The sequence below is a fragment of the Bradyrhizobium sp. SZCCT0148 genome (assembly GCF_018129985.1).
Classification (GTDB): Bacteria; Pseudomonadota; Alphaproteobacteria; order Rhizobiales; family Xanthobacteraceae; genus Bradyrhizobium; species Bradyrhizobium japonicum_H.
Genome location: NZ_JAFCKT010000003.1, coordinates 413,973 through 439,935, shown reverse-complemented (window position 1 = coordinate 439,935; position 25,963 = coordinate 413,973). Strand labels below are relative to the sequence as shown.

The 25,963-nt window shown below is 64.4% G+C and carries 26 protein-coding genes and 1 tRNA gene; 15 read left to right on the top strand and 12 right to left on the bottom strand.

All coding sequences use genetic code 11. The features are described 5' to 3' along the window. Nucleotides 1-168 precede the first annotated feature (168 nt). The 3 genes from JQ580_RS13895 to JQ580_RS13885 are packed head-to-tail and all read left to right on the top strand — an operon-like array spanning nt 169 to nt 3,974. Entirely contained in the window at nt 169-1,674 is a 1,506-nt protein-coding gene (locus JQ580_RS13895; protein ID WP_212280586.1) for a DUF4153 domain-containing protein, read from the top strand. 12 nt (nt 1,675-1,686) lie between these two features. Then, on the top strand, nt 1,687-2,391 hold the full coding sequence (locus JQ580_RS13890; RefSeq protein ID WP_212280585.1) for a response regulator: 705 nt from the start codon (nt 1,687-1,689) through the stop codon (nt 2,389-2,391). After that, the gene (locus JQ580_RS13885) at nt 2,388-3,974 is read left to right on the top strand and encodes an ATP-binding protein (protein ID WP_212280584.1); all 1,587 of its coding nucleotides are present in this window, start codon (nt 2,388-2,390) and stop codon (nt 3,972-3,974) included. The genes JQ580_RS13890 and JQ580_RS13885 overlap by 4 nt, the downstream gene beginning before the upstream one ends. Here JQ580_RS13885 and JQ580_RS13880 read toward each other — a convergent pair. Further along, a complete protein-coding gene (locus JQ580_RS13880) occupies nt 3,971-4,111 on the bottom strand; it encodes a hypothetical protein (RefSeq protein ID WP_018321489.1) in 141 nt (46 codons plus the stop codon). The two genes, JQ580_RS13885 and JQ580_RS13880, sit on opposite strands and share 4 nt — an antisense overlap. 80 nt (nt 4,112-4,191) lie before the next feature. Here JQ580_RS13880 and JQ580_RS13875 point away from each other — a divergent pair, with 80 nt between their 5' ends. The 3 genes from JQ580_RS13875 to JQ580_RS13865 all read left to right on the top strand — a co-directional run bounded on the left by JQ580_RS13875 (nt 4,192) and on the right by JQ580_RS13865 (nt 6,531). Further along, nucleotides 4,192-4,761 (top strand): alpha-ketoglutarate-dependent dioxygenase AlkB, encoded by a 570-nt coding sequence (locus tag JQ580_RS13875; RefSeq protein WP_212280583.1) that lies wholly within the window; start codon nt 4,192-4,194, stop codon nt 4,759-4,761. 200 nt (nt 4,762-4,961) lie between these two features. Next, nucleotides 4,962-5,369, top strand: a complete 408-nt coding sequence (locus tag JQ580_RS13870; RefSeq protein ID WP_212280582.1) for a DUF3606 domain-containing protein — start codon at nt 4,962-4,964, stop codon at nt 5,367-5,369. A gap of 232 nt (nt 5,370-5,601) precedes the next feature. Then, complete coding sequence (locus JQ580_RS13865) at nt 5,602-6,531, top strand: alpha/beta hydrolase (protein WP_212280581.1); 930 nt, start codon at nt 5,602-5,604, stop codon at nt 6,529-6,531. Between the two features lie 76 nt (nt 6,532-6,607). Here JQ580_RS13865 and JQ580_RS13860 read toward each other — a convergent pair whose 3' ends face one another. Further along, on the bottom strand, nt 6,608-8,170 hold the full coding sequence (locus JQ580_RS13860) for an adenylate/guanylate cyclase domain-containing protein (RefSeq protein WP_212280580.1): 1,563 nt from the start codon (nt 8,168-8,170) through the stop codon (nt 6,608-6,610). Nucleotides 8,171-8,361: 191 nt separating this feature from the next. Between JQ580_RS13860 and JQ580_RS13855 the strand changes: the two genes are divergently transcribed. Continuing rightward, complete coding sequence (locus tag JQ580_RS13855) at nt 8,362-9,453, top strand: enolase C-terminal domain-like protein (RefSeq protein WP_212280579.1); 1,092 nt, start codon at nt 8,362-8,364, stop codon at nt 9,451-9,453. Nucleotides 9,454-9,538: 85 nt separating this feature from the next. Here JQ580_RS13855 and JQ580_RS13850 read toward each other — a convergent pair whose 3' ends face one another. Further along, nucleotides 9,539-10,687: a hypothetical protein gene (locus JQ580_RS13850; RefSeq protein ID WP_249134151.1), complete on the bottom strand. Its 1,149-nt coding sequence runs from the start codon at nt 10,685-10,687 to the stop codon at nt 9,539-9,541. Between JQ580_RS13850 and JQ580_RS13845 the strand changes: the two genes are divergently transcribed. Beyond that, entirely contained in the window at nt 10,643-10,906 is a 264-nt protein-coding gene (locus tag JQ580_RS13845; protein ID WP_311982453.1) for an enolase C-terminal domain-like protein, read from the top strand. The genes JQ580_RS13850 and JQ580_RS13845 overlap by 45 nt on opposite strands. 8 nt (nt 10,907-10,914) lie before the next feature. Here JQ580_RS13845 and JQ580_RS13840 read toward each other — a convergent pair whose 3' ends face one another. Next, on the bottom strand, nt 10,915-11,337 hold the full coding sequence (locus JQ580_RS13840) for a RidA family protein (RefSeq protein WP_212280578.1): 423 nt from the start codon (nt 11,335-11,337) through the stop codon (nt 10,915-10,917). 208 nt (nt 11,338-11,545) lie between these two features. Between JQ580_RS13840 and JQ580_RS13835 the strand changes: the two genes are divergently transcribed. Continuing rightward, nucleotides 11,546-12,013, top strand: coding sequence for an NUDIX hydrolase (locus tag JQ580_RS13835; protein WP_212280577.1), 468 nt, complete (start codon nt 11,546-11,548; stop codon nt 12,011-12,013). Nucleotides 12,014-12,023: 10 nt separating this feature from the next. Here the strand turns inward: JQ580_RS13835 and JQ580_RS13830 are convergent, their stop codons facing one another. The 5 genes from JQ580_RS13830 to cpdR all read right to left on the bottom strand — a co-directional run bounded on the left by JQ580_RS13830 (nt 12,024) and on the right by cpdR (nt 13,805). Further along, the gene (locus JQ580_RS13830) at nt 12,024-12,266 is read right to left on the bottom strand and encodes a hypothetical protein (protein WP_212280811.1); all 243 of its coding nucleotides are present in this window, start codon (nt 12,264-12,266) and stop codon (nt 12,024-12,026) included. Between the two features lie 8 nt (nt 12,267-12,274). Then, on the bottom strand, nt 12,275-12,760 hold the full coding sequence (locus JQ580_RS13825) for an L-2-amino-thiazoline-4-carboxylic acid hydrolase (protein ID WP_212280576.1): 486 nt from the start codon (nt 12,758-12,760) through the stop codon (nt 12,275-12,277). A 72-nt stretch (nt 12,761-12,832) separates the two neighbouring features. Continuing rightward, nucleotides 12,833-13,075, bottom strand: coding sequence for a DUF488 domain-containing protein (locus tag JQ580_RS13820; RefSeq protein WP_249134150.1), 243 nt, complete (start codon nt 13,073-13,075; stop codon nt 12,833-12,835). Between the two features lie 220 nt (nt 13,076-13,295). Continuing rightward, nucleotides 13,296-13,370, bottom strand: a tRNA-Val gene (locus tag JQ580_RS13815). Between the two features lie 75 nt (nt 13,371-13,445). After that, nucleotides 13,446-13,805, bottom strand: coding sequence for a cell cycle two-component system response regulator CpdR (cpdR, locus tag JQ580_RS13810; protein WP_007597092.1), 360 nt, complete (start codon nt 13,803-13,805; stop codon nt 13,446-13,448). A gap of 330 nt (nt 13,806-14,135) precedes the next feature. On the opposite strand from cpdR, the gene JQ580_RS13805 reads away from it, so the two are divergent. From JQ580_RS13805 to JQ580_RS13795, 3 genes are all read left to right on the top strand, one after another. Then, nucleotides 14,136-15,026 (top strand): N-formylglutamate amidohydrolase, encoded by an 891-nt coding sequence (locus tag JQ580_RS13805; protein WP_212280575.1) that lies wholly within the window; start codon nt 14,136-14,138, stop codon nt 15,024-15,026. A 547-nt stretch (nt 15,027-15,573) separates the two neighbouring features. Next, entirely contained in the window at nt 15,574-16,356 is a 783-nt protein-coding gene (gene hisN, locus JQ580_RS13800; protein WP_212280574.1) for a histidinol-phosphatase, read from the top strand. A 16-nt stretch (nt 16,357-16,372) separates the two neighbouring features. Then, nucleotides 16,373-17,338, top strand: a complete 966-nt coding sequence (locus tag JQ580_RS13795; RefSeq protein ID WP_212280573.1) for a Bug family tripartite tricarboxylate transporter substrate binding protein — start codon at nt 16,373-16,375, stop codon at nt 17,336-17,338. A gap of 45 nt (nt 17,339-17,383) precedes the next feature. On the opposite strand, the gene JQ580_RS13790 is transcribed toward JQ580_RS13795, so the two are convergent. Further along, nucleotides 17,384-18,274, bottom strand: coding sequence for a LysR substrate-binding domain-containing protein (locus JQ580_RS13790; protein ID WP_212280572.1), 891 nt, complete (start codon nt 18,272-18,274; stop codon nt 17,384-17,386). Between the two features lie 89 nt (nt 18,275-18,363). Here JQ580_RS13790 and JQ580_RS13785 point away from each other — a divergent pair, with 89 nt between their 5' ends. After that, entirely contained in the window at nt 18,364-19,116 is a 753-nt protein-coding gene (locus tag JQ580_RS13785; protein WP_212280571.1) for a sulfite exporter TauE/SafE family protein, read from the top strand. A gap of 55 nt (nt 19,117-19,171) precedes the next feature. On the opposite strand, the gene JQ580_RS13780 is transcribed toward JQ580_RS13785, so the two are convergent. Then, complete coding sequence (locus tag JQ580_RS13780; protein ID WP_212280570.1) at nt 19,172-19,804, bottom strand: LysE family translocator; 633 nt, start codon at nt 19,802-19,804, stop codon at nt 19,172-19,174. Nucleotides 19,805-20,023: 219 nt separating this feature from the next. Here JQ580_RS13780 and JQ580_RS13775 point away from each other — a divergent pair, with 219 nt between their 5' ends. Beyond that, entirely contained in the window at nt 20,024-21,820 is a 1,797-nt protein-coding gene (locus tag JQ580_RS13775; protein ID WP_212280569.1) for an adenylate/guanylate cyclase domain-containing protein, read from the top strand. A gap of 197 nt (nt 21,821-22,017) precedes the next feature. Further along, on the top strand, nt 22,018-24,780 hold the full coding sequence (locus tag JQ580_RS13770) for a di-heme-cytochrome C peroxidase (protein WP_212280568.1): 2,763 nt from the start codon (nt 22,018-22,020) through the stop codon (nt 24,778-24,780). Nucleotides 24,781-24,822: 42 nt separating this feature from the next. Here the strand turns inward: JQ580_RS13770 and JQ580_RS13765 are convergent, their stop codons facing one another. Next, nucleotides 24,823-25,770 (bottom strand): alpha/beta fold hydrolase, encoded by a 948-nt coding sequence (locus JQ580_RS13765; RefSeq protein ID WP_212280567.1) that lies wholly within the window; start codon nt 25,768-25,770, stop codon nt 24,823-24,825. Nucleotides 25,771-25,963 lie beyond the last annotated feature (193 nt).

The following is a 25,963-nucleotide window of genomic DNA, read 5'->3' as shown; positions in this document are numbered from 1 at the left end:
GCGAATGCTTCGCACCTATCAAAGCAATTGACGCCGGGCGAGAGGCAAAAGCGCGCCTGCACGAAAACTGCAAAAGACTCCTGAAACCGTGCAGACGATGATCCCGGCTTCTGCACAAGCACCGTTCAGACTTCGTGATGCCACCCATCACGAAAGGTCTTTTCGCATATGACAAGCCTGGCTTCGACGATCGTAGAGGACATCAAACCGATCGGTCATGCCTCGATCCCCGCCAAGGTCGGCCTCGCCCTGGTGCTGGCCGCACTCGCCGACTGGCTGTTCTACGGGCAGCGGATCGGGCTCTCGCTGACGCTTTTTGCGATCGCGCTCGCCGGGGTGTCGGCGCTCTTCAATCACATGTCCCTGGACCTGCGCCGCGCCCTGATCGGCTCGGCCGTCCTCGCCGCCGGTCTGGTACCAATTATCGAGGATCTCAACACGCTGTCGTTCGTGATCCTGATCGCGTCGCTGGCGATTGCGCTACTGCTCGTGACCAATGCGGAAACGATTGGGCTCGCCGACCGCGCCCGCGCGCTGCGCAACTTCGTCCTGCTCGGACCCTTCAGGTTTTTCCTCGATGCGCCCCAGGCGTTCAACGCGTCGGCGCTGACCCGCGGCATCGCACGCTGGCTGCTCCCTGCAGCACTCAGCGCGGTTTTCGTCGCGCTTTTCGCCGCTGCCAATCCGGTGATCGAGCAATGGGTTTACCTGCTCAATCCGAAGCTTTTCCTCCAATATGTCAGCGTTCCGCGCGTGCTGTTCTGGGCCTTGATGCTGGCACTGGTCTGGCCGTTCATCCATGTACGCTGGCGTCGCAGGACGATCGTCACCACCGCCGTCGTGGACGGCCCTGTGCCGCCACTCCCGCCGCTGGTCTCGGTGGAGTTTCTCGGTCCCTCCACCATTCTGCGCTCGCTGATCCTGTTCAATTTGCTGTTCGCGGCGCAGTGCATTCTCGACGGGATCTATCTCTGGGGCCATGTGGCGCTGCCGGACAATCTGACCTATGCGGGTTACGCACATCGCGGCGCCTATCCGCTGATCGTGACCGCCCTGCTCGCCGCGGCCTTCGTGCTGGTGGCGATGCGCCCGGGCGGGCCGGCCGAAAACTCGAAGGTGATCCGGCCGCTGGTCTATCTCTGGGTCGGGCAGAACGTGCTCCTCGTCGCTTCCTCCATTCTTCGCCTCGACCTCTACGTCGACATCTACATGCTGACCTACTGGCGGATCGCGGCCTTCATCTGGATGGGGCTGGTCGCGCTCGGGCTGATCCTGATCGTCGCCCGCATCGCCCTCAACCGCTCCAACCAATGGCTCGTCGGCGTCAATCTGCTAGCGCTCGCGATCGTGCTCTACGGCTGCTCGCTCGTGAACTTCGATGCCTTCATCGCCGACTACAACGTCACACACAGCCGGGAGGCATCCGGAAAGGGCCTGCAGATCGATATCAACTATCTCCTGACGCTCGGGCCGCAGGCACTGCCCGCGATCGACAAGGCCATCCTGCTGCGGTCCGGCAATCCCGAGAGCTGTCTTGTGTCGCGCCGCGACCGCCTTGTAGAACAGCAGCGCCAGGATCTGGCCTGGCGGAGCTGGAGCTTTCGGAGCTGGCGGCTGCAGCGCAGGCTGGACGCGCAGGCGAAAGACCAGTCCGGCAGCCCGCCGGCAGGGTGAGCGGAGAGTTTCTTGGCGCATCGCATTCTCATCGTCGACGACGAAGGCCATATCCGCGAGGTCATCCGCGTCGCCTTGAAGAAAGCCGGCATGGACGTGATCGAGGCGCGCGACGGCAAGGAGGCGCTCGCCCGCTTTGCCGTCGACAGGCCCGATCTGATCGTGCTCGACATCGGCATGCCCGAGTTCGACGGCCTCGATGTCTGCCGCGAGATCCGTAGGAATTCCGACGTGCCGATCCTGTTCCTGTCGGCGCGCGACGAGGAGATCGACCGCATCCTCGGCCTCGAAATCGGCGGCGACGATTACGTGACGAAGCCGTTCAGCCCGCGCGAGCTGGTGGCGCGGGTCAACGTCATCCTGCGCCGGCTCAGCCCGCGCAATGGCGAGGCCAAGGCAAGCCCGGCCGCGCTGTCGCAAGGCGGCCTGCTGATCGACCCCGAGCAGCATGTCGCGACCTTCTCAGGCACGCCGCTGAAGCTGACCGCCATCGAGTTCGGCATCCTGCGCGCGTTCCTGGCCCGGCCGACGTCGGTGTTCAGCCGCGAGCAGCTGATGCGGGCGGCCTATCAGCTCAACATCCAGGTCTCCGACCGCACCATCGACAGCCACATCCGCAACATCCGCGCCAAGCTCGCGGCGCACAATTGCGAGAACGTCATCGAGACCATCCACGGCGTCGGCTTCAAGCTCGGCCGCTGTGAGAAGACGGCATGAGCGCAGCGCCCGACAAATGGCGGCCGTCGCTGGGGCTCGTCATCTTTGCGGTGCTGACGACCGTTGGAGTGCTGCCGCTGGTCGGCCTGTTCTTCTTTCGTCTCTACGACAACCAGCTGATCCGCCAGACCCAGGCCGAGCTGATCGCGCAAAGCCGCGTGCTGGCGACGATCTTTGCACAGGAGGTCACGGCCAGGCTTGACGGCGGCCTGACCCTCGGCGCCGAGGTGTCGCCGAACGTGCTGCCCGACCCCGGCGACCAGGTCACCCCGATCCGTCCCGCGCTCGACCTCACCGCCAACGATCTGCTGCGGCGGCGGCCGGACGCGCAGGCCGCGCCGCATCCCGCGCAGGCCGCCTATGTCGAGATCGGCGCAAGGCTGACGCCGATCATCCGCGAGACCCAGAAGGTGACCCTGGCAGGCTTTCGCATTCTCGATCCGCAAGGCGTCGTGATCGCCGGGCGGCAGGAGGTCGGCCAGTCGCTCGCCCATATCGAGGAGGTCGCCGATGCGCTGCATGGGCAATATCGCGCCACGTTGCGCAACCGCGTGCCGGACAAGCCGCCACCGCCGATCTATTCCTTCAGCCGCGGCCTCGGCGTGCATGTGTTCTCGGCGATGCCCGTCATCGTCAACAACCGCGTCGCCGGCGTGATCTACACCACGCGAACGCCGAGCAACATCTTCGACCACCTCTACCAGGAGCGGGCCAAATTCGTGCTGGCGGGGCTCGCCGTCATCCTCGGCACCATCGCGATCGGCCTGGTGTTCTCGCGCACCATCACGCTGCCGATGCGCGAGCTGATCGACCGTGCCGTGCGGATCGGCCGCGGCGACCGCGAGGCCTTCCAACCGCTCCGGCACTACGGCACGCGCGAGTTCGCCCATCTCTCGCACAGCTTCCTCGGCATGGCCGAGCAGCTCGCGCGTCGCTCCGACTATATCGCGACATTCTCGGCCCATCTGACCCACGAACTGAGATCGCCGCTGACCTCGATCAAGGGCGCCGCCGAGCTGCTGCAGGATTCATATCAGGGCAGGTCCGAGGGGCTGACGCCGGCGGAGCAGAAGACGTTCATCGCCAATATCCTGTCCGACACTCAGCGGCTGGAAGCGATGGCGCAGCGGCTGCGGGAGCTCGCCCGCGCCGAAAGCCTGCCGCAGAACGAGCGCACCGAGCTGGCGCCCGTGATCGCCGACCTCAAGAACCGGTTTCCGGCCAGCGCCATCGAGGCCAGCGGCAGCCTCGACCGCCCTATCGGCATGTCCGGCGAAAAGGCGCTGATCGTGCTGTCGCATCTCGCCGACAACGCGATGCGGCACAAGGCCGGGACGATCAAGCTTGAGGCTGTAGACGAGCGTACGACCCTGCGTCTGACGGTGAGCAATGACGGCGAGCCGATTTCGGCGCCGAACCGAGACAGGATCTTCGATGCGTTCTTCACCACCCGCCGCGACCAGGGCGGCACCGGGATGGGTCTCGCAATTGCGCGCGCGGTGATGGCGAGCCATGGCGGCTCGATCAGGCTGACGCCGACCGAAACCGGCGTCGCCTTCGAACTCCAATTCCCGATCGCCTAGATTGCGAACACCCAGGCGGCGACGATGGTGCCAATGGTGACGAGACCAGCGATGGTCCAGCCGGCGGCATATTCCAGCTCAGGATGACCGGTCGCCCGCATGATCTCTGCCGGATCGGCGGTATGCTTGTGTGCCATGACAGCCTCGCATGTTTTTCCCCGCGTCTTATGTAAGTCGCATCAGCCACCATTAGGTTCCATCACGGAAATGCGAGGGAATGACGCAGCTCGGCTTGTTTGCCGTCCCTGACGAAAGCCCGGCCGGCCTTCGCTACACGGACAATTTTATCGAACCCGCCGTCGAGCAATCCTTGATCGGCCGCATCGCAGCATTGCCGCTCGAGCGCTTCCAGTTCGGGGCGTTCGAGGGCAACCGCCGGGTGGCGTCGTTCGGCTATCGCTATGACTACACGCTGCAGCGGCTCGCCAAGGCGGAGCCGATCCCGGACTGGCTCATGCCGATGGCACGTCAGGCCGAGATCTGGGCGGAGCTGCCGGAAGCCAGCATTCGGCAGATACTTTGTACCGAGTACGAGGCCGGAGTCGGCATCGGCTGGCACCGCGACAAGCCGCACTTCGACAAGATCCTCGGCCTGTCGCTCGGCTCAGCCTGCAAATTCCGCTTCCGCCGCCGCAGCGGCGACAAATGGCAACGCCACACGCTCGAAGCCCGGCCGCGCTCGCTCTACATGATAGAGGGCGAGGCACGCTTGCAATGGGAGCACAGTATCCCGCCGGTCGAGGCTCGTCGTTACTCCATCACCTTCCGGACGATGAAGCAGGCGTAACGGGGCCGACAAGCAAAAAATGCGAAAACAACCCCATGCAAAGTAGAACGCCCGTTTTGCCCGCGGCGCGGCCACGCCGCACAAGGGTTTGACACATCGGTGTAAAACCGCCGCCTCGCGCAATCACGCAGGCTTGCCGTCTTGCCTTCCGAATCCGGTTGCATGCTAGATTGGCCCGCATTCCACGGCAGGAGGGACGCATGGCCGACAACAAGGCAAAGCGCGGCGGGACCGATCGGGCGCTGATTGCTCTCAGCGAAAAATATGAAGTCGCCTACTGGTCGAAGAAGTTCAAAGTGACCCCGGCCAAGCTGAAATACGCCGTCAAGAAGGTCGGCCATTCCGTCAAGAAGGTCGAGGCTTACATCAAGCTCCAGAAGCACCGCGCCTCCGACAAGAGCCGGATCGCGCTGGGCGAGGCCTATGAGGTCCGCTACTGGTCGAACAAATTCAAGGTGCCCCCGGCCAAGCTGAAGGCCGCCGTCGCCGCGGCCGGCCATTCCGCGAAGAAGGTCGGGGCCTATCTGGCCGCCCAGAAGGCGGCAAAGAAGAAGAAAGCCGCCAAGACGACGACGAAGAAGGCGGCCAAGCGCAAGAGCGCCGCCTGAGACCTTGGTCCCAGGGAGCCATGGCTTCACACAGGGCTTTGTCATCGCCAGCGCGACCGGAGGCTGCTGGCCGCACGCGCCGGCAAGCGTCTCGCTCCCAAAGCTGGGGGATCGCGTCGGTGTCGCCGTACGAAAGGCGCCCCGAAATCGCCTCAAGGCGGACGAATAAGGCGAATTGAAAAGACAGGCCAAACCTGCGAACCAATATGAGGGACGCAAGGCCGGCATCAAAATGAAGAATTACCTCGCTTTTTTCCTGTTACTGACCCTCACGACGGCCTCCGCGCATGGCCCTGTGCCGGCGCGGTTGACGGCGCCCTCCGACCTCATTCGGACAGGCCTGACCGATTCCGACACTACGGCTGGCGGCACCGCGCGGCTGTGCGAGCAGGTCACCTTCTCCCGGGGCCTGCGGTACGGCGAGAGCGAGGCCAACGTGCTCGACGTCGCCACCAGTACGACCAAGGCGGATACGCCACGGCCGGTGCTGGTGTTCGTGGCCGGCGACACCTTCACCGGCGACCGCGCCGCGCCCGAGCTGTCGCGCCAGATCCAAGACCAGGTCATGTGCTTTGCCGCCCGCAACGAGATGATCGGGGTGCGCGTCAACTATCGCCTGGCTCCCGGCGCGACCTGGCCGATGGGAGCAACCGACGTGGCGGCGGCACTGTCCTGGGTTTACGGCAATATCGACCTGTTCAACGGCGATGCCCGCGAGATTGTCGCGATCGGCTACGGCGCCGGCGCCTTCCACGTCGCAACCCTGCTGGCACATCCCGAACTCCAGGCCGACCGCGCTGATGTCGCTGCCGTCGTGCTGGTGTCCGGCATCTACCGCGCCGGCAAGGACGCCAGCGACAGCGAGAAGGCCTATCTCGGCGTCGACGCCAGCAAGTACAACACCCGCTCGGTCTTTCCCGGCATCCTCAATGTCGATGTGCCGATCGTGCTGGCCTGGGCCGCGGACGATCCCGCCGGTATCGTGGCGCAGGGCGAGACCCTGAAGAAAACGCTCTGCGGCGCCGGCCACTGCCCGCGCGCCTCGCTGCTGCGCAGCCGCGACGGCATCGCCGCCGCGTTCGGATTGGATGGATCGGGCGACAGTCTTGCTGAACCGACCATGCTGCTGGTGAAGCAGCTGGAGGCGCGGGGGCTGCCGTAACGGGGCGGCGGCGACTAACTTCAACCGCTTGCTGGACCAAGCAGGGTCAGAAAAGCGATTCGAGTCAGCGTCACCCTCACACCGGCTTCAGCGAGGCCAGCGCGTTCTCCAGCAGTGAGCGCACGCGGGCGGCATCGCCGGACTTCACCACGGCCGGATCCAGATAAAGCTCCAGCCCCGGCGCGCGCTCGGTGATGACGCCGCTGCGCTCGGCCGCCGCGTCGTCCAGTGCGTCGACGGAATAGGGGATGACCTCGCGGCTGATGCCCTTCATGGTGATCGCGGGCAGCGCGTGGGCGCGGACGATGTCGCTGACCAGCGCAAAGGTCTCGTAGCTCAGCACGATACCGCCGGGTTCGGCGATCGATTGCAGACGCGCGGCGAGGTTCGCCTCCGCACCGATGATGGTGTAGTCCATGCGGTCGCTGCTGCCGAAATTGCCGACATTGCAATAGCCTGAGTTGATGCCCATGCGCGAGCGGAACGGCTGCTCGATGCCGGACGCCCGCCATTTCGCATTGAGCTCGCCAAGCCGCTGCTGCATGCGCCAGGCCATCTGCAGGCAGGCCTGCGCGTCGGCGCGATCGCCCCTGGTCTCGGGATCGCCAAAGAAGATCAGCATGGCATCGCCGATGAACTTGTCGATGGTGCCGCCATAGTCATGTGCGATCGCCGACATCTCGGTGAAATATTCGTTGAGCAGCTGGGTCAATTGCTCCGGCTGCAGCCGTTCGGCGGTCGCCGTGAAATTCTGGATGTCGGAGAAGAAAATGGTGAGCTTCTTGCGCTCGGTGTGGATGGTGACGTCCTTCTGGCCCGAGAAGATGCTCTTGTAGACCTGGGGCGGGATGTAACGCGAGATCTTCATCGACAGCGACGCCAGGAAGTCGTTGGCCGATTCGAGCTCCTTGTTCATGCCCTTGATACGTCTCGCCTGACGACGCTGGAGCGAGAGGAACGACAGGCCGCTGCCCGCCGCGATCAGGAAATAGGCCAGCAGGAACTTGAACGAGAAGATGTTAGCGGCGATCGGCTGCGCGATGATCACCTCCTGGATGCCTCTGACGTCGCCGACCTTCCAGTCCTTCTTGGGGCTTTCAGGGTGGCTGTTGTGACAACTCACGCAGGCGGGCCCCATCGTGACGGGGGCAACGAGGCGGACCTTGTCGTTGAACAGCGAGGTCTCGGTGTCGACGATCTTCTGCTCGGGATCCCTGCGCAGCGCATCCAGCGCGTCCTTTTCGAACTTGTCAAGCTGGTGCGGCGCGCGGTTCTGGAACGGGAAGTCCGAGACGAAGCGGTAGGTGATGTTCTCCTGCTGCGCGCCGATCACCCGGCCGAGCTCCAGCGACAGTGTCGCCGGGATCGGGATCGCACCGGGTACGGACTCGTAATTGTGCACGACCTTGGTGGTGCCATCGGGGTTGGCCAGCACGCGGCCGACCACGTTGGAGGCGTAATAGCCGCGCACGCTGGTGATGACCGAATTGAGATCGACCGCCTGCCGCCGCAGCGCCGTCTTGCTCAGCTCGGCCAGGTCCAGCCACACCGCGAGCGGCAAAGCGAGCAGGAGGAATGCGATCACGATGCCCGTGAGCAGGCCGCTCTTGCGCTGTTCTTCGGAGATCTCTTGTTTCACTCTGTGGCTCCGTTGTGTGCGATTTTGTCGCAAATTGCCAGGAATATGCGACAAGGAATGCGGCGGCACAGAGCCAAGAAACGACGGCCGGCGCAACCCCATTGTATGGTGGTCAGGCGAGACGGCTTTTCGTTTGATCACGGATGCTTAAGATCGGGCCGAACCTGCATCCGCCCCCGCCGGAGAGACCCATGACCGAGACCATCCGCATCAAGCGCTTCAACGCGCGGCCCGTGATCGTGCCGATGAACCTGCCGCTGCAGACCTCGACCGGCTCGGTCGCCAAGGCGCCGCTGGTACTGATCGACTGCGAAACCGACCAGGGCGCGGTGGGGCGCGCCTATCTGTTCTCGATCACGCCGTCGGCGTTGAAGCCGCTGACGGCGATGGTCACGGAAATGTCAGAGCTGCTCACCGGCGACGAGCTGCTGCCGTTCGAGATCGAACGCAAGCTGACCCAACGCTTCACCCTGCTCGGCCTCGCCGGCCTGCAGAGGCTGGCGCAATCCGGCATCGACATGGCCGCCTGGGACGCGCTCGCACGCGCCAAGGGCCTGCCGCTGGCCCGGCTGCTCGGCGGCGCGCCGAAGCCGGTCAGGGCGTACAATTCGAAGGGGCTCGGCATCATGCCGGCGGGGGCCGCGGTCGAAGAGGCGCACAAGCTGCTGGCCGAAGGATTCCAAGCCGCCAAGATCCGCGTCGGCCGGCCCGATGCGCGCGAGGACCTCGCCGTCGTCCGCGCCGTGCGCAAAGCCGTCGGCGATCATGTGACGCTGATGTGCGACTACAATCAGGCGCTGACGGTCTCCGAGGCGATCCGCCGCGGCGAGATGCTCGACGATGAGGGCTTGACCTGGATCGAGGAGCCGATCCGCCACGACGATTATGCCGGCTGCGCCCGCATTGCGGACGCACTGCGCACGCCGGTCCAGATCGGCGAGAACTTCGACAGCGCCTTTTCGATGCAATCCGCGCTCTCGGCGGAAGCCTGCGACTACGTGATGCCCGATGTGCAGCGGATCGGCGGCGTCACCGGCTGGCTGCGCGCCGCATCGCTCGCCCATGCCGCCGGCATCGAGATGTCGACGCACCTGTTTTCGGAGGTCAGCGCGCATCTGCTCTGCGTGACGCCGACCGCGCACTGGCTGGAATATGTCGACTGGGCCGACGCCGTGCTGTCGACGCGGTTGACGGTCAAGGACGGCTTTGCGCTGCCGAGCGAGGAGCCGGGCAACGGCATCGCGTGGGACGAGGCGGCGGTGAAGAAGTATTTGGTCGAGTAGATTGTAGTCCGGGGATGCTCCTTCGCGTGTTCGTCATTGCCTGTCGAACACGCGCTTCAAGAGAGGGCCTTTCGTCGTTCCGCCCTCATTGGATGTTGAATCGCGCGCCCGGGCATTCGTTGGTCACGGTCGTCGCGATGAGCTGGGCAGCGAGCGAGGTCGGTTTCGGGACCGCGACGATCTTCCAACGTCCCTGCTTGTTGAGCCAGAACCGCCCCGTCGTGGTCGCGACGCGGCGCTCGGTGTATTTCTTCGTCGAGATCAACGGAACCTTCGACTTCGGCGCGGGGACTTCCTTCCAGCCCTCGAACGAGTAGAACTCCTGGAAGAAATAGTGCCACTCGATCTTTTGATATTCATGGTGCGAAACGACAACCCGGACCAATGAATTTCCGGTAAGCCATTCCGAACCCATCGGGTCGGGCTCGATCTGCAGGCACCTCGTGTGGAGCGGCTCCTGGACCTGAAGCAAATTCACGCGCTGACTTTGCGTCAGCATCGCCGAGGTCAGTGGCTGCCCCACATTTGGGTCGTTGGCGGGCCCGGAGCAGACCGGCACCGCAGGCGGGCCTTGTCCGGTCCATGGGTTGTTGGTGCAATAGATGTAGCGCGACCAAGACGACCAACCGTTGGACGCCGTTTCCTCCGCCTTGCCCGTCTCGCGGTTCCAAACACCGGTGAACTTGACCGTCTTCGTCGGCGGACAGGCCGTTTGAGGAGGGCCACTCCACCAATGGCTGGTCTCGAACTCATAGATGGACTGGTCCGGATGCGGGTACATCACTGCCTTGTAGCTGGTCAGCGCGTGGTACTGCGAGCACCCTTCGCCCTTCGTGTCGAGCCAGCAGACAATCGGAAAATTCTCGCTCGGCCAGCACCCAGCATGCGCCGAAGACGACCCCAGAATGGCTGACACCAGAGCCAATGCGAAGAGATAAGCCCGCATGGTCAATCCTCCCATCTGCATCTTTTGATTGAGGTTGCCTCGTTTCGTCGCCGCCATCTTGATCAAGATCAACGCATTGATTCCAACGACGGAGCCGTCTGGCAGAGAGGCGACTCCGCCGAACGTCCGTACTCGCGAACTCATGCCAGCGCATCGGTGGGCGCTGCGCATGCCGGTCCAGATCGGTGAGCATTTCGACAGCGCCTTCTCGATGCAGACCGCGCTTGCGGTGAAAGCCAGCGCATCGGCGGCGTCATCGGCTGGCTGCGGGCCACCGCGCTCGCCCATGCCGCCGGCATCGAGATGTCGGCACATCTGTGCTCGGAAATGAGCGCGTATCTGCTCTGCGTGACGCCGACCGCGCATTGGCCGGAATATGTCGACTGGGCCGGCGCCGTGCTGTCGACGTGGCTGACGGTCAAGGACGGCTTTGCGCTGCCGTGCGACGAGCCCGGCAACGGCATCGCGTGGGACGAGGCGGCGGTCGCCAAATATCTCGTGACGTAAAGCGCCTGCTACGGCCGAACGGCGGCGATCATGCTTAGCTCGACCGGAGCGCCCCGCGGCAACTCGGCGACGCCGACGGACGTGCGCGTGTGACGACCACGATCGCCAAGTCGCTCGATCAGCCGGTCGGAGGCCCCGTTCATGACTTGCGACTGCTGGGTAAATCCAGGCGCTGAAGCGACGTATCCCACGAGCTGCAGGACCTGGACGATCCTGTCCTCGCCGCCAGTTGCATGGTTGATGGCGGAAACGCAGAGATCGGCGCAGAGGGCAGCAGCTTCCTGCGCGGCCGCGATGTCGACGCCTGCTCCGACCTTGCCCACATACAGCAGGTCTTCGCCGCGACGCGGCAGCTGGCCACTGACATAGGCGAGCCCGCCATGAATGATCACCGGCAAGTAGTTGCCGCCGGGCTTGTTCACGCTGCTCATCTCAATCGCCTGCCTTCTCTTCACACCCGGCGAAGCGACGCGTTTCACCGAACGCCACAACGCGATCGCACCAAGCTCATTGCCGGGTCTAACGACCGGACAATGGCAGGCGGCCAGTCATGGATCAAGGCTGTGCAGCCGGATCCCGCCTGACTAGAGCTTGCCTCCGCGCATTGCCTAGCGCTGGCGAGCACGATAACGATCCCCCATGACCACCTGGCGCCCTCACCCCCAGATCCGCGTTGTCGCGATCGGCCTGCACTGGCGGAACGGGCGGCTGCTGGCGGCCGAAATCCGCGACGACGCCGGACGCATCAAGGGCGTACGCCCGCTCGGCGGCGAGATCGAGTTCGGAGAGAGCTGGCGGACCGCTCTGGTGCGGGAATTCCACGAAGAGCTCGGCATCGACGTCACCATCACAAGCGAGCCGTTGATGATGGAGAACATTTTCGTGCACGAAGGCACCATCGGACACGAGGTGATGTTCATCGCCGAGGTGACTTTTCCGGACGGCGCGTTCGGCGGCCAGGATCGCATCGATTTCCGCGAGGACAGCGGCGAGCAGATCGTGGCGCGCTGGTTCGACCTCGCCGATCTCGACGTGGAGGGCCGACCTCGCCTCTATCCAACCGGACTGAAGGACGCACTGCTCGGGCCGGCGGGCCGGCCCGTTTGACAGTCGCTCGCTACCACGCCTCCGCGCCGGGGATTTTCTTCCGCACCGCCACGCGCTGGATCCAGATGCAACGACGGACGGATCTGTTGGAGCGGCCGACGGCGGATATCCCCTGGCCGGCCTGAAGCAGCGGCACCACATTCTGGCGCAGCTCACGACAACGCTGAAGCTCGGCCTGCCAGTCGACGATCGCGGCATCGGCGCGCGAGGCGATCAGCGACAGCGCCGCCGCGGCAAGGCAGCTCGCCTGCATCAAACCTTTCACCGGGAGGCGCCTCCATCCCGCCGGTAGCGAAAATTGCATTGAGGCGCGCCCTGCATGATCGTCTGCGTGCGCGTAAGCCTGATATCTGGACCGAACCCTTCCGCGATTGCGAAGTCCGAGCTGCAGACCATGAGAAATCCGAGCTCAGGCTCGCCGAGCGCCTTGTAAAACTCGGCATAGGCGCAGCGCGTGACGTCGATCGCAAAGGCGTCTGCCGTCTGCTCGATGACGTCATAGGCGAGCGCGCCGTCGCTTGCATAGGTCTTGAAGGCCGACGAGACGGCCTTGCCGAGATCGGTCTCGCTCTTGTCTTTGTTTTGAGCCTTCCAGAATTCCTCGCCGAAGCCGCGGTAGAGGTCGCCGAGCGCCTTGCGCACCAGCGCGTCCGCGCGCGCCTCGCCGAGCTCGGCCTGGAGCGCCTTGACCAGCGGCACCAGCACCTGCGCCTGGATTTTTGCTCGCTCGATGACGGATATGCTCATGGGGCGCTCGCGTCGGAAGGCCACATCATAGTGAGGATCAAGCGTAAGCATAACCTCGGCGGCGACGGTTGGCTAACTCTTGGCCGGGTGGGCCAGACGGCCAGCCACGACCCGCGCCCCGGGATTCCTTTCGGCCGGCTTGACCTGTCCGGGTCCGAGAACTTCGAACACCGTCGCCCCGGCAGCGAGCAGATAATCCGTGATGATGCGCCGGTGGCATCGCCGCCACAAAGTCTCCGCGCACATAGTGGCGCAGCGCTGCACCTGCCCGAGAGCACGCAGATGCGCGAGCCCTTCGTGAAAGGCCGTACCCATGGCGTGGTCGGCATGCGGCGGCGGCCGCCTGCGCCCTATGGCTGGCTCAGCTCGTTCGATTGTGAGGAGGCGTAAGACGCGCCGGTCCGTCTTCGCTGTGCGAGCCCGGACACGCTTCGATTGAGATCGTGGCTTGCCGAGCCGTAGCTCGCTGCGGCGGCCCGCCTGCGCCCTATGGGTTTCGGCGCGGCATCCTTCTCTCGCTATCGCGAGCGAAGGATGGTGGGCGCGACAGGGATCGAACCTGTGACCCCTACCATGTCAAGGTAGTGCTCTCCCGCTGAGCTACGCGCCCTAATAGTCCACTTGCGTCGGGTGGGGTCCCTATAACGGACGAGGGGACCCTGTGCAAGGACGGAACAAGGCCGATTTAGGCGGCCAGCATCTTGTTCACTTCGCTGACCAATTCGCGCAGATGCACGGGCTTGGACAGCACCTTGGCGTTCTTGGGGGCGTCCGAATCCGAGTTCAGGGCGACCGCGGCGAAGCCGGTGATGAACATGATCTTGATGTCGGGGTCGAGTTCCGAGGCCCGGCGGGCAAGCTCGATGCCGTCCATCTCGGGCATCACGATGTCGGTGAGCAGCATCTCGAACGGCTCTTCCCGCAGCCGTTGATAGGCGGCCATGCCGTTGTCATGGGACGAGACCTGAAAACCGGCGTTTTCCAGCGCCTTGACCAGGAAACGGCGCATGTCGTTGTCGTCTTCGGCGAGCAGGATCTTTGGCATGGCAGGAATCGTCGCATCCCCAGAGGATATCAGCAGAGATCACTAAGCCCGACAGAGGGTAAATTTGGGGTGAAAATCTTTACCCTGAGCCGGCCGCGCTGCCGGACTCTTGTGAACCGGAAAACCGCTCGAAGCAATCGAGCCGCGGCGACCCATCCTCGCCTCCCTGCCCACACGGTTAAGACCTGTTCCAATCACCATCACATCTTTTCGCTTGGCAGAATGGTTGCGATTCCCGACAATGACGACACATAAGAGCCGCTCGATCGGCCGAATCGATGCGGTCTGGCCGCTGCCAGATCCCGGCGCGAAGGGACGAAGCCTGAGAAGATGACCCGGTTTGACGGCGAGATGTCGCCAGCCTTCGAGATCTTTGAGCCCGCGCAATGGCGCGCGCCCGTCATCTTCAACTCGCCCCATTCCGGCTCGACCTATCCGGACGAATTCCTCGCCGCGTCCAGGATCGACCTGCCGACGCTGCGGCGGTCCGAAGATTCCTTCATGGACGAGCTGATCGGCCATCTCAGCGAGCGCGGCTTTCCGACCGTGCGGGTCAACTTTCCCCGCTCCTATGTCGACGTCAACCGCGAGCCCTATGAGCTCGATCCCCGCATGTTCAGCGGACGGCTGCCGAGCTTCGCCAATACCCGCTCGATGCGGGTCGCCGGCGGCCTCGGCACCATTCCGCGCGTGGTCGGCGACGGCCAGGAGATTTATCGCGAGCGCCTCCTGGTCGACGATGCGCTGGGTCGGATCGAGACGCTGTACAAGCCCTACCACCGCGCGCTGCGCCGGCTGATCAACAAGGTGCACCAGATGTTCGGCACCGTGGTGCTGGTCGACTGCCATTCGATGCCGTCGGTCGGGGTGAGCAGGGACGAGCCGCGCCGGCCCGACGTCGTGATCGGCGACCGCTACGGCACGAGTTGCACCCCGCTGCTGCCCGACCGGGTCGAGGAGACCATGACCGGGCTCGGCTATTCGATCGGCCGCAACAAGCCCTATGCCGGCGGCTTCATCACCGAGCATTACGGCAATCCCGCGAGCGGCCTGCACGCGGTGCAGCTCGAGCTCAACCGCGCGATCTACATGGATGAGCGGCGGCGCGAGCGGGGTGCGCGCTTTGCGCAGGTGGCGTCCGACTTCGGCGTTCTCGCCGACGTGCTGGCGACCACGATTCCGTTCGGCGATCTCGGCCCGTTCCAGGCCGCGGCGGAATAGGGGCCGGCTTTTCGTCGTCAGCTCGTGTGGTGTTGACTGGCGCGAACGCGCCGTCGCTTCGCTTTCGCTGCGCAATTCGAAACGAAACACCTGCCGGAAAAATAAAAAAACCTGCACCAAGAAAAAAGGGCCGCTTCTTATGAAGAAGCGGCCCAAGTCTAGGGAGGAAACGCCCAAGGAGGGCAGCGGTAACGCAAAGCGCTACCGCACCGCAACAATATGCGACCGCGCCGCACAAAGTGCAAGGGCTTTTGAGCGGTTTCCCATGCAATACGCACATGGCTCAATTGCTCCCACGGAAACCCAGATTCAGTTTCTTTGATAAGGAAATTCAATGGGTTGATAGTCATTTGCATACGAACAAGGCATGATCGGAACTAAGTTTTCAACTCTATGATCGATATTTGGCCAGCGGATGACTTCGATAGGGCAGCGGGCTTCGGCATCCAAAATACCAGGGTGCAAATGCAAGACATCGCTGCACGTCGGCGGCGAATTAAGCTAGGCAGAGGAAGCTCATTCCACTTTCGCTTTGAGGATTCGGCTTGTGACGGTGATCGACTTCTCCGCCTTCATCGGACGGCTCGCCACCGCCTCCGGCGAAACCATCCTGCCGTTCTTCCGCACCTCGCTGTCAATCGACGACAAGAGCAAGACCAAGGATTTCGATCCGGTCACCGAGGCCGATCGCGCCGCGGAGGCGGTGATGCGCCGGCTGATCAAGGCCAACTTCCCCCAGCACGGCATCGTCGGGGAGGAATTCGGCAACGAGCGAGAGGACGCCGACTATGTCTGGGTGCTCGACCCCATCGACGGCACCAAATCCTTTATCGGCGGCTTTCCGATCTGGGGGACGCTGATCGCTTTGCTGCACAAGGGCGTGCCGGTGTACGGCATGATGCACCAGCCCTTCATCGGCGAGCGTTTCTCCGGCGACAATGGTTCGGCCACCTATAATGGCCCGTCCGGCGAGCGCCGGCTCCAGGTCCGCCGCTGCGAGTCGCTTTCGGAGGCCACCACCTACACCACCAGCCCGCTGTTGATGAACGAGCGCGACCGCGCCATTTTCAACCGCATCGAGCAGGGCGCGCGCCTGTCACGCTATGGCGGCGACTGCTACTCCTATTGCATGCTGGCGGCAGGTCATGTCGATCTCGTGGTCGAGACCGAGCTCAAGCCTTACGATATCGCGGCACTGATCCCGATCGTGACCGGCGCCGGCGGCGTCGTCACCACCTGGGAAGGCGAGCCGGCCCAGGGCGGCGGCCGCATCATCGCGGCCGGCGACGCCCGGGTTCACGAAGAAGCACTGAAGCTGCTCAACGGCTAATGAGCGGGGAGCCTGCATGAACACTCGCCGCGCGCTCCTCCTCACATTCCTGCTTCTGCTGCCGACGCTGGCATCCGCGCAGAATTTTCCCACCAAGCCGATCAAGCTGATCGTGCCGTTCCCGGCCGGCGGGCCCAACGACATCATCGCGCGTGTGATCGGCCAGCGCATGTCGGAGCTGTCAGGCCAGCCGGTGCTGATCGACAATCGCGGCGGCCAGGGCGGCGTGCTCGGCACCGACGCGGTGTCGAAGGCCGCGCCGGACGGTTACACCATCGCGATTTCCAGCGCCGGCGCGCTCGCGATCAGCCCGAGCATGGAGAAGGTCGCCTACGACACCTCGAGCGATCTCACGCCGGTCACGCTGGTCGCGACCGTGCCGGAAATGCTCGTGGTCGCCACCAACGTGCCGGCGAAAGACATCGGTGAGCTGATTGCGCTGGCCAAGGCGCAGCCCGGAAAGCTCAACTTCGCCTCCTCCGGTCCCGGCAGCCTGCCGCACCTCGCCGGTGAATTGTTCAAGCTGACGGCCAGGATCGACATCGTGCATGTGCCCTATCGCGGCGCGGCGCCGGCGGTGAACGATCTGCTCGGCCAGCAGGTGCAGATGACGTTTCTCGATCTTCCCGTGCTGCTGCCGCAGGTCAAGGCGGGCGCCTTGCGGCCGATCGCGATCGGCTCGGCCGCGCGCGCGCCGACCGCACCCGATGTGCCGACTCTCGCGGAAGCCGGCTTTCCCGATCTGCGCGTCGAGAACTGGTACGGCATGGTCGCGCCGAAGGGCACGCCGACCGAGATCGTCACCGCGCTGCATGCTCTCGCCACCAAGGCCATGGCGGACCCGGCGGTGAAGGAGAAGCTCGCGGCGCAAGGCGCGACGCTGGTCGGCGACGAGCCGGAGCATTTCCGCGCATTCATCGCGGACGAGACGAAGAAGTGGGCCAAGGTGATCAAGGACGCGGGCGTCGAGACGGCGAAGTAGCGCACTCTCCCACCCTCCTCCGGAGGCGTGAAAACACGCGTCGCCTCATACCGCCTCCGCCCTCAAATGCTCAACCAACATTTTGGCCGGCCGTGGCAGCGCCTTGAAGCTGCGTGCGCAGATCACGAGACGGCGGTTGGCGAAGGCATCGCGCAGCCGGATGATGGCGAGCGGCATCAGCTTCGCGCAGCGGCGGGCGGCGGCTTCGGGGATGAGGGCAACGCCGACATCGGCGGCGACCATCTGGCAGATCGCGTCGAAATCGCGCAGGCGCGCGCGGAAATGCGGGCGCATGCCAAGCCTCGCGGCGTGCTTCGCAATATGCATCTGGAGCGCCGTGGCGCTGGTCAGGCCGACGAAGTCGCAACTGCCCGCTTCCTGGAAATCGATCTGGCGGCGGCCGGCGAACGGGCCGCGTTTCGACGTCACCAGCGCCAGGCGGTCCTCGCTGAACAGGAAGCGCTCGATGTGGTCGGGCAGCGCGTGCTCGGCGGCGAAGCCGAGATCGGCGGCTCCGGCCGTGATTGCGGCTGCGATGTCGGTGCTCTCGCGCTCCTCGATGTCGACTGCGACATCGCGATGCTCGCGCAGGAAGCCGGCCAGCGCCTTCGGCAGGTGCTCCGACAGGCCCGAGGTGTTGGCGAGGAAGTGCACGCTGGCGCGCACGCCCGAGGCAAAGCCGGCGAGATCGCCGCGCATGGCGTCGATCTGATGGATCACGAGCCGCGCGTGGTCGAGCAGGCTCTCGCCGGCTGCGGTCAGTTCGACGCCGCGTCGTCCGCGCTTGAGCAGCGCAACGCCGAGCGCGTCCTCCAGCCCCTTGATGCGCGCGCTGGCGGAGGCCAGTGCCAGGTGCGACCGCTCCGCACCGCGCGTGATGCTGCGCTGGTCGGCGACCGCGATGAAGAGCTGGAGGTCGACGAGGTCGAAACGCATGGCAGGTCTCCGCAGACTTCGTCTCAGACGAAGGCTTGCTCCGTAACCTCCAGATTGTGCGGAGGCGCCGCTTCGGTCAATGTGCGGCGATGATCGACCCGCTCCTCATCCTCATCGCCGCCGTCTTCCTTCTCGCCGGATTCGTCAAGGGCGTAGTCGGGCTCGGCCTGCCGACGGTGTCCATGGGCCTGCTCGCGGTGAGCATGGCGCCCAGCCGGGCGATCGCCATCGTGATCGTGCCTGCCATCGTCACCAACATCTGGCAGACCTTCGTCGGTCCGTATTTGCGCGACATCCTGAGGCGGCTGTGGCCGTTGATGATCGGCACCGTGGTCGGCTGCTGGCTCAATGCCGGCGCGCTGACCGGCCCCCATGCACGCTACGGCACGATCGTGCTCGGCGTCCTGCTGGTGATCTACGCCATCATCGGGCTGAACAAATTCCAGTTCCACGTGGCGCCCAGAAACGAGAAATGGGTCGGCGGCGTGGTCGGTGTCGTCACTGGCGTGATCTCGGCCTCGACAGGCGTGCAGGTGATCCCCTCGATGCCGTTCATGCAGGCGATCGGCATGGAGAAGGACGAACTGGTGCAGGCGCTTGGCGTGTTCTTCACGACGGCGACGCTGGCGCTCGCCTTCAACCTCACCGCCAGCGGATTGCTGACGCCGGCCAATGCCGTCCCCGGCGCCATTGGCATGGCCATGGCCTTTGCCGGCATGTTCATCGGCCAGTCGGTGCGCGCACGAATGCCGGCCGATGCGTTCCGCCGCTGGTTCCTGATTGCGATGATCCTGCTTGGTGTTTATCTGGCCGGCAGCGCGCTGGCGAAGGAGTTCGCGTAAAGCGTTTGCTGGGTGGCTTACAAAAGCCCAGCTCCCGTCATTCGTTCGAATGAGCCTATCGCGTCTCCAGCATGGCGACGCGGATGCCGAGATAGATGAAGAGGCCACCGAGCGCGCGATTGACCCAGGCGATCGCGCCTTCGGACTCGCGCAGGCGGTGGGCGGCCTTGGCCGCGAACGCGGCCAGCACCAGGCACCAAAGCGTCCCTGTAAAGATGAAGATCAGGCCGAGCGTCAGGAAGGCGAGCGGCTTGTGTGCGGAATCGACGGCGACGAATTGCGGCAGAAAGGCCAGGAAAAACAGCGCGACCTTGGGATTGAGCGCGTTGGTGAAAACCCCCTGGAGGAAGACCCGCCGCAGCGAGCTCCGAACCGGCTCGTCGAGCGCCGCCGCCAGCACCGGCCGTGACCACAGCATCTGAAGCCCGGTGACCACGAGATAGGCCGCGCCGACCAGCTTCAGGATCGAGAAGGCGGTCGACGAAGCCATCAGCAGGGCCGAAAGGCCGATCGCAGCGGCCGCGACATGGACAAGACAGCCGCAACTGATGCCGAATGCGGCCGCGGCTCCGCCTCGCCAGCCCATCTGCATGCTGCGGCCGATGACGTAGACGGAATCAGGCCCTGGCGTGATGTTGAGCAGCACGCCCGACAGGATGAAGAGCCAGATTTCTTGAATGCCCAACATGCGAGATGCCTCTGCAGCCGCCCGGACGGTCGCGGTTCCGCTTAGTCGGTTCGCCCCTCGCCGTCCACCGTCGGGATTGCGTAGGATTTACCTCGAATTTGCAGGGCGGATCATACTTCCGCTCGGCCACATCTGCTTTATAAAGGCTGGTTCTTGAAATGCGGGATTCGGCCGACCGCCACGCTGGGGTGGGTTTGCCTTCCCTTGGAGCTCCGGACAATGGAAAGACGTCTGGCTGCCATCGTCTGCGCCGATGTCGCCGGCTATTCGCGCATGATGGGTAGCGACGAGGCCGGCACCCATGCTGCCTTCAAGGCCCATCGCAGCGCGATCCATCCCATCATCCTCAATCACGGCGGCCGCGTCGTAAAGAACACCGGCGACGGATTCCTGCTGGAATTCCCCTCGATCGTCGGCGCCACCGAGGCCGCCATCACGATGCAGACGCTGATGGCGGAGCGTAACCACCATCTGCCGGCCGACCGCACCATGCAATTCCGCCTCGGCATCCACATGGGCGACGTCATCGCCGACGAGGACGAGGTGTTCGGTGACGATGTCAACATTGCCGTCCGCCTGGAATCGGTGGCGAGCCCCGGCGGCTTTGCGATCTCGGCCAAGGCGTACAAGGAGGCGAGCAAGCATCTGACTGTCCCGCTGGTCGATGCCGGTAATCATCGCTTCAAGAACATCAAGGACCCAGTCGGGGTCTGGACCTGGACAGCCGAAGGTGCGCCAGCGCTCGCGCCCCAGTTTCGGGAGGCGTCCGCCCTCTCGCAACAGTACCGCACCGCGATCGTCGGCGTGCTGCCGTTCGCCAATCTCAGCGATACCCAGGACGAGTATTTCTCCGACGGTCTCACCGAGGATCTGATCCACGCGCTGTCGCTGCAGTCCTTCTATCGCGTGCTGAGCCGCAACTCGACCTTCGCCTTCAAAGGCACGAACACCAGCACCCGCCTGATCGCACGCGAGATCGACGCCACCTATCTCGTTCAGGGTTCGGTGCGGCGCGCCGGAGCCAAGATCCGCGTCACCGCCGAGCTGATCGCGCCGGAGACCGGCGAGCAGCTCTGGACCGGCCGCTACGACCGCGACATCGGCGACTTCTTCGCGATGCAGGACGAGATCACGACCAATCTGTCCGCCGCCATCGCCACCGAGATCGTCCGGGCGGAAGCCTCGGCGCCCGCGCGGCTCTCGACGGACGTCACCGCCTGGGATCGCTTTCTCAAGGGACTGTCGCATTACTACCGGCAGACCAAGGAGGACCTGACTGCCGCCGTCGACCTGTTCCGGGAAGCCATCAGGGTCGATCCCAAACTGTCGATCGCGCACGCCTATCTCGCCACGATCCAGATCCAGAGCATCCAGTTCGGCTGGGTCAAGGGCACGCGCGAGATGTGGGCCGAGGCGATGAACCTCGCTGAGACCAGCGTCCGGCTTGACCCGCGCTCGTCCTTTACGTTCTCGATCCTGTCCTGGGCACATGCCATGGAAGGGCATTACGAGGCAGCGATGGACGCGGCCAAGCGCGCGGTCGCGCTCAATCCCTACGATATGGGCGCGCGCGGCGTGCTCGGCATCTGCCATTTCGTCATCGGCGAGCACCGGGAGGCGATCGAGCTGTTCTCGATGGCCGCGCAGCGCGACAACAGCGACCCGCGCTACCAATGGGCGGCGCTGAACGCCTTCAGCCATTATCTGTTGCGCCAATATGACGCGACCCTGTCATGGGCGCGAGAGCAGCTCTACATCAACCCGAACCACATGCAGGCGCTGGCGATCCGCGCTGCGGCCCTGGCACAATTGGGGCGGACCGCCGAGGCGAGCGAGGCGACCGGCGTGCTGATGGCCAACTACCCAACCCTCAATGTCGATCGTCACTTGCGCAACTTCCATTGGAAGCGGCCTGAGGATCTCGCCCATTATCGCGAAGGGCTGCTGAAGGCCGGCGTGCCGCTCGCAAAGCTGACCTTGATTCAGAGTGACGTCAAACGGGCCGCGGAGTCCTGACCAGCAGGCCGCGGCTCCCCCTGAAGTTGTCCCGCAGTGCTCCGGCCAGCACCTGCCTGCCCTTGTTGACAGGACAGTGAATTGGGCCACACTTCGCCACACGCTGAAGTAGTATAAGCAGCTGTCGGTTTGTTAGGACTTTTTGCGCTTGATCGGCGCCTCATTTCCGCGATTCGCTGTTTTCAGGATTTTGGGCCATGCATGACCCCGCTTCGAAGCCGCCGCTCGTCCCCTCGATCCAGGTCTCACCCAACAATCCCTGCCCATTTCTGCGCGGCCTTGTCGGCGAAGGTTTTGTCGAGGGTGGCACTGTCCCGCTCGGCAAGCTGTCGGAGACGATCGCGAATGCGACCGGCGAAACCGGCCTGAAGAAGGCGTCTGCCCGGCTCCAGGTCCGCGGCGTGGCGCTCATCGCCAACGGTCTCGGTCACATCCTCAAAAGCATCGGTTCGGGCGCGCAACTCGATGCGCTCCGCGGCGGCCCGCTCGACAAGCACGGTGCCGGCTCGCGCATCCTCGGCGTCGACGGAAAGGTCAACGAGGACGAGATCGCGCGGTTCGCGAGTTTCGGCCGGACTTACGCCGATCCGAACGGCTCCGAGCTGGGCCTCAACGCCTCGGAAATCGACATCTTCATGCGCGACAACCTCAAGCGCGCCGGCAGCGCCGCGCGCTGGTACTACCCGCTGCTGATGAAGTTTGAATGGCCAGTCCTTCTGAAGATCATCGGCAAGGGCACAGGCGATAATCGCTATCTCAGCGTGGCCGACGTGCGCACGCTGTTCAACGAGCGGCAACTCCCCGCGCGGATCAACCAGCGGCTCGTATCGCAACCGATACTGTCGACCTGCCAGCGCGTGGTGCGGGGTGCCCTCAAGCTTGCGGTCCTGCTGATCGCCATCGGCCTTGTCACCCTCGTCGCGGTGGCCGAATTCCCCAATCAGGTTCGTGCCGTGCTGCCGCAGAAGGGAGTTCTCGTAAATCTCTTGCCGCCGCCTTTGCCAGCCGTACCGGAGACCAAGGCCGCCTTCTGGCTCGAGCAGAACTGGTCGCTGAAGGACCGGCACTGGTTCCACCACGCCAGCCAGGGCACCGCAACCTTCCCGGTGCCCTATGACTGGTTCATGGCACTGGAGCAGCCGCGGCTGCATCTGTTCTCGAAGCCGGGCATGATCAAGGAGAGCGCCTATCTCGAACGCTTCGGCTTCATTCCGAGCCCGCAATCGATCCAGACCGACGCCACGACACTGCGCCGCTTCGGCTACGCCAATGTTTATGAGACGGCGCAGGCGCCGGACTGGTCGGCCAGGTGGACGCCGGCGGAGAATGTCGACGGCCTGCCGGTCGGATTCGCGCGAATGACCGGCGTCGTCGATCCCGCGACCGGGCGTCGCGAGGAGGACAAGATCGGGCTGACCTGCGCGGCGTGCCACACCGGCCAGATCCATTACCAGGGCGTGGACGTGCGCTTCGACGGCGGGCCGGCCATGACCGACCTGAAGAAGCTTGAGCTCTCAACCGGCCTGTCGATCGCCTACACCCTGTACGTCCCGTTCCGCTTCCAGCGCTTTGCCGATCGCGTGCTCGGCCCCGATGCCAGCGAAACGGACCGCGCTGCGCTCAAGCAGAAGCTCAGCGCGATCGGCACGTTCCTGATCGATTGGGCCAAAACCCAGCAAAAGACGGTTGAAAGCAAGAAGACCTGGAACGGCAGGCAGCAGCAGGACACGGAGGAAGGGTTCGGCCGGCTCGATGCTCTCAATCGGATCGGCAACCAGGTCTTCTCCCAGGATCTCGCGCTGAGCGGGATCAAGGGGTTTGAGAAGAACCTGCACGCCCAGGACGCGCCGGTCAGCTACCCCGCGATCTGGACCGTGCCCTGGTTCAAATTCGCCCAATACGACGCCTCGATCGAGCAGCCCTTGATCCGCAACGCCGGCGAAGCGCTCGGCGTGACCGCGCTGCTCAACCTGTCCGACGCCTATCCGGAGGATCGGCTGTGGCGGTCGTCGGTGAACATCAGGACGCTCGGCTGGATCGAGGACATGCTGAGAGGCCCAGATCCGTTCAAGACAGCCGATCCTTCCACCGGCCCGAAGTTCGGCGGCCTGCTCGCGCCGAAATGGCCTTCGCAGATCCTCGGCGATGCATGGCGGTTGAAGCCCGATCGCGTCGAGCGCGGCCGCGCCATCTACGCCGAGATGTGCTCCGGGTGCCACCTTCCGGCCATCGACACCCCAGCCTTCTGGTCATCGAAGCATTGGGAGCCGAGCGGCGACAGCAAGGTGCTGAACGCGGTGACGATTCCCCTCAAGGAGATCAACACCGATCCCGAGCAATCCCTCATTCTCAGCAACAGGATCGTCGACGTGCCCGGCTTCCTGAAGGTCAATACGGCCGACCTCCAGACATGGTGGCAATGCGACATCCCGACCGCAAGCAAATCGCCGAATGAGATGGTCTACGCGCTCGGCCTCATGACGGTGGTCGACCTCGTCGCCCGCAAATGGATGGACGACGAGAAGGTCCCCGATGCCGAACGCGCGAAGATATGGAATCTCGCGCGCAAGAATTGTCTCAATCCGGCGCAGGACCCGCGCTATCGTGCGCGGCCATTGAACGGCATCTGGGCAACGGCGCCCTACCTGCACAACGGTTCGGTGCCTTCGCTGTATTGGTTGCTGAAGCCGGCGAACGAGCGCCCGACCAAATTCTGCATGGGCCGCCGCGACTACGATCCCGTGACCGTGGGATTTGCGGTGACCGCGGATGAGACGTGCAAGACGGGTGAAACGCAGTTCTCCGCGGGGTCGGAGAAGGACCCGATCCAGGGCAACAGCGTGCTCGGCCATTCCTTCGAGCGCAAGGAAGGCGAACCGAAGCGCGACGGCGTGATCGGCCGCATGTTCAAGGACGATGCCGAGCGCTACGATCTGATCGAGTATTTGAAGACGCTGTAGGTCTTCGCCTCGCCCCACTTGCGGGACGAGGGAGGATTTCCCTCACTTGAACAGCGGCGTGCCCGGCACGAAGGCGTCGAAGGCGGCCCAGAACTGCGAGCGGTAGCGGTCTTGCTCCTGGAGGATCTCGTGCTTGGCGCCGGCGATCACGAGATGGGAGCCGGCACGTAAGTGATAGGCGAACTCCTCGATCGCCGCGGTCGAGACCACGGTGTCGTTGGACGCCGCCAGCATCAGGATCGGCTGCCGGATCCGCGATGGGTAGTTCACCCGCTTGAAGGTGTGCATCGCGCGGAAGGCGGTATCCGCCCAGGCGACCGTCGGTGATGCCAGCCCGAGCGTCGGGTCCTCCTCCAGGATCGCGGCATTGCGCGCGTAGCGCACCGGATCGCTGGTCACGGGATTGTTGATGAAGGGATCGAGCCCGGTGAGGCGGTCGCTGCCGCCGGGAACATAACGGCCGCCCTGCCCGAGCAGGCGCATGGTCTTGAGCAGCGCACGCACCGGAAGCGAGGTGGTGCGCCCGGGCAGGTCGATCATCGGCGCCGACAGCACCATGCGGTCGAACCAGCGCTTGCCCGCATGCGCCACCCGCAGCATCACGGTGCCGCCCATGGAGTGGGCCAGCGCGAAGAACGGCGGCGGGCAATCGGGCAGCACGACCTGCTGCACGAAGGCCTCGACGTCGACCTCGAAATCGGAGAAATCGCGCACATAGCCCTTGCGCGGATCGCGCAGGCGGCGCGAGGAATGGCCCTGCCCGCGCCAGTCGATCATTGCCACCGCAAAGCCGCGGTCGCGCAGATCACGCACGGTCTCGAAATATTTCTCGATCTGCTCGCTGCGGCCGGTGAAGACACAGACGGTGCCCTTGCGGTTCGCCGGTGGCGCCCAGCGCGCAAAGCGCAGCTCGGCACCATCGGGCGTCTTGATGGTACCGCTGACGACGTCTTCGGGGACGGGATTGGACGGGATCGAGACCAGCGTCATTGGGGGCAGAAGGCTGCAAATCAAGGGGCGGGAGCGCCGAAAAGGCGCCATTGCCGCCCTCTTGAACGCCGTCTCGTTTCACCCATATCACTTTCGTGCAGGCCGCTACCAGTGTTTCGGAACCGGAACATCAGGCTGCACACAGACGAAAGCCCGGCCCGATTGGCGGGCGGGTTACCAACAGTCGCTCAAT

Bases quoted from the DNA above. Each gene is read 5' to 3' on its own strand.
- cpdR (WP_007597092.1), bottom strand. From the start codon at position 13,805: ATGCCAAAGATCCTGCTCGCCGAAGACGACAACGACATGCGCCGTTTC.
- JQ580_RS13875 (WP_212280583.1), top strand. From the start codon at position 4,192: ATGACGCAGCTCGGCTTGTTTGCCGTCCCTGACGAAAGCCCGGCCGGC.
- JQ580_RS13830 (WP_212280811.1), bottom strand. From the start codon at position 12,266: ATGCAGGCGAGCTGCCTTGCCGCGGCGGCGCTGTCGCTGATCGCCTCG.
- JQ580_RS13785 (WP_212280571.1), top strand. From the start codon at position 18,364: ATGATCGACCCGCTCCTCATCCTCATCGCCGCCGTCTTCCTTCTCGCC.
- JQ580_RS13780 (WP_212280570.1), bottom strand. From the start codon at position 19,804: ATGTTGGGCATTCAAGAAATCTGGCTCTTCATCCTGTCGGGCGTGCTG.
- JQ580_RS13795 (WP_212280573.1), top strand. From the start codon at position 16,373: ATGAACACTCGCCGCGCGCTCCTCCTCACATTCCTGCTTCTGCTGCCG.
- JQ580_RS13835 (WP_212280577.1), top strand. From the start codon at position 11,546: ATGACCACCTGGCGCCCTCACCCCCAGATCCGCGTTGTCGCGATCGGC.
- JQ580_RS13865 (WP_212280581.1), top strand. From the start codon at position 5,602: ATGAAGAATTACCTCGCTTTTTTCCTGTTACTGACCCTCACGACGGCC.
- JQ580_RS13870 (WP_212280582.1), top strand. From the start codon at position 4,962: ATGGCCGACAACAAGGCAAAGCGCGGCGGGACCGATCGGGCGCTGATT.
- JQ580_RS13770 (WP_212280568.1), top strand. From the start codon at position 22,018: ATGCATGACCCCGCTTCGAAGCCGCCGCTCGTCCCCTCGATCCAGGTC.
- JQ580_RS13880 (WP_018321489.1), bottom strand. From the start codon at position 4,111: ATGGCACACAAGCATACCGCCGATCCGGCAGAGATCATGCGGGCGACC.
- JQ580_RS13840 (WP_212280578.1), bottom strand. From the start codon at position 11,337: ATGAGCAGCGTGAACAAGCCCGGCGGCAACTACTTGCCGGTGATCATT.
- JQ580_RS13820 (WP_249134150.1), bottom strand. From the start codon at position 13,075: ATGGGTACGGCCTTTCACGAAGGGCTCGCGCATCTGCGTGCTCTCGGG.
- JQ580_RS13895 (WP_212280586.1), top strand. From the start codon at position 169: ATGACAAGCCTGGCTTCGACGATCGTAGAGGACATCAAACCGATCGGT.
- JQ580_RS13775 (WP_212280569.1), top strand. From the start codon at position 20,024: ATGGAAAGACGTCTGGCTGCCATCGTCTGCGCCGATGTCGCCGGCTAT.
- JQ580_RS13805 (WP_212280575.1), top strand. From the start codon at position 14,136: ATGACCCGGTTTGACGGCGAGATGTCGCCAGCCTTCGAGATCTTTGAG.
- JQ580_RS13765 (WP_212280567.1), bottom strand. From the start codon at position 25,770: ATGACGCTGGTCTCGATCCCGTCCAATCCCGTCCCCGAAGACGTCGTC.
- JQ580_RS13855 (WP_212280579.1), top strand. From the start codon at position 8,362: ATGACCGAGACCATCCGCATCAAGCGCTTCAACGCGCGGCCCGTGATC.
- JQ580_RS13885 (WP_212280584.1), top strand. From the start codon at position 2,388: ATGAGCGCAGCGCCCGACAAATGGCGGCCGTCGCTGGGGCTCGTCATC.
- JQ580_RS13850 (WP_249134151.1), bottom strand. From the start codon at position 10,687: ATGGGCGAGCGCGGTGGCCCGCAGCCAGCCGATGACGCCGCCGATGCG.
- JQ580_RS13790 (WP_212280572.1), bottom strand. From the start codon at position 18,274: ATGCGTTTCGACCTCGTCGACCTCCAGCTCTTCATCGCGGTCGCCGAC.
- JQ580_RS13825 (WP_212280576.1), bottom strand. From the start codon at position 12,760: ATGAGCATATCCGTCATCGAGCGAGCAAAAATCCAGGCGCAGGTGCTG.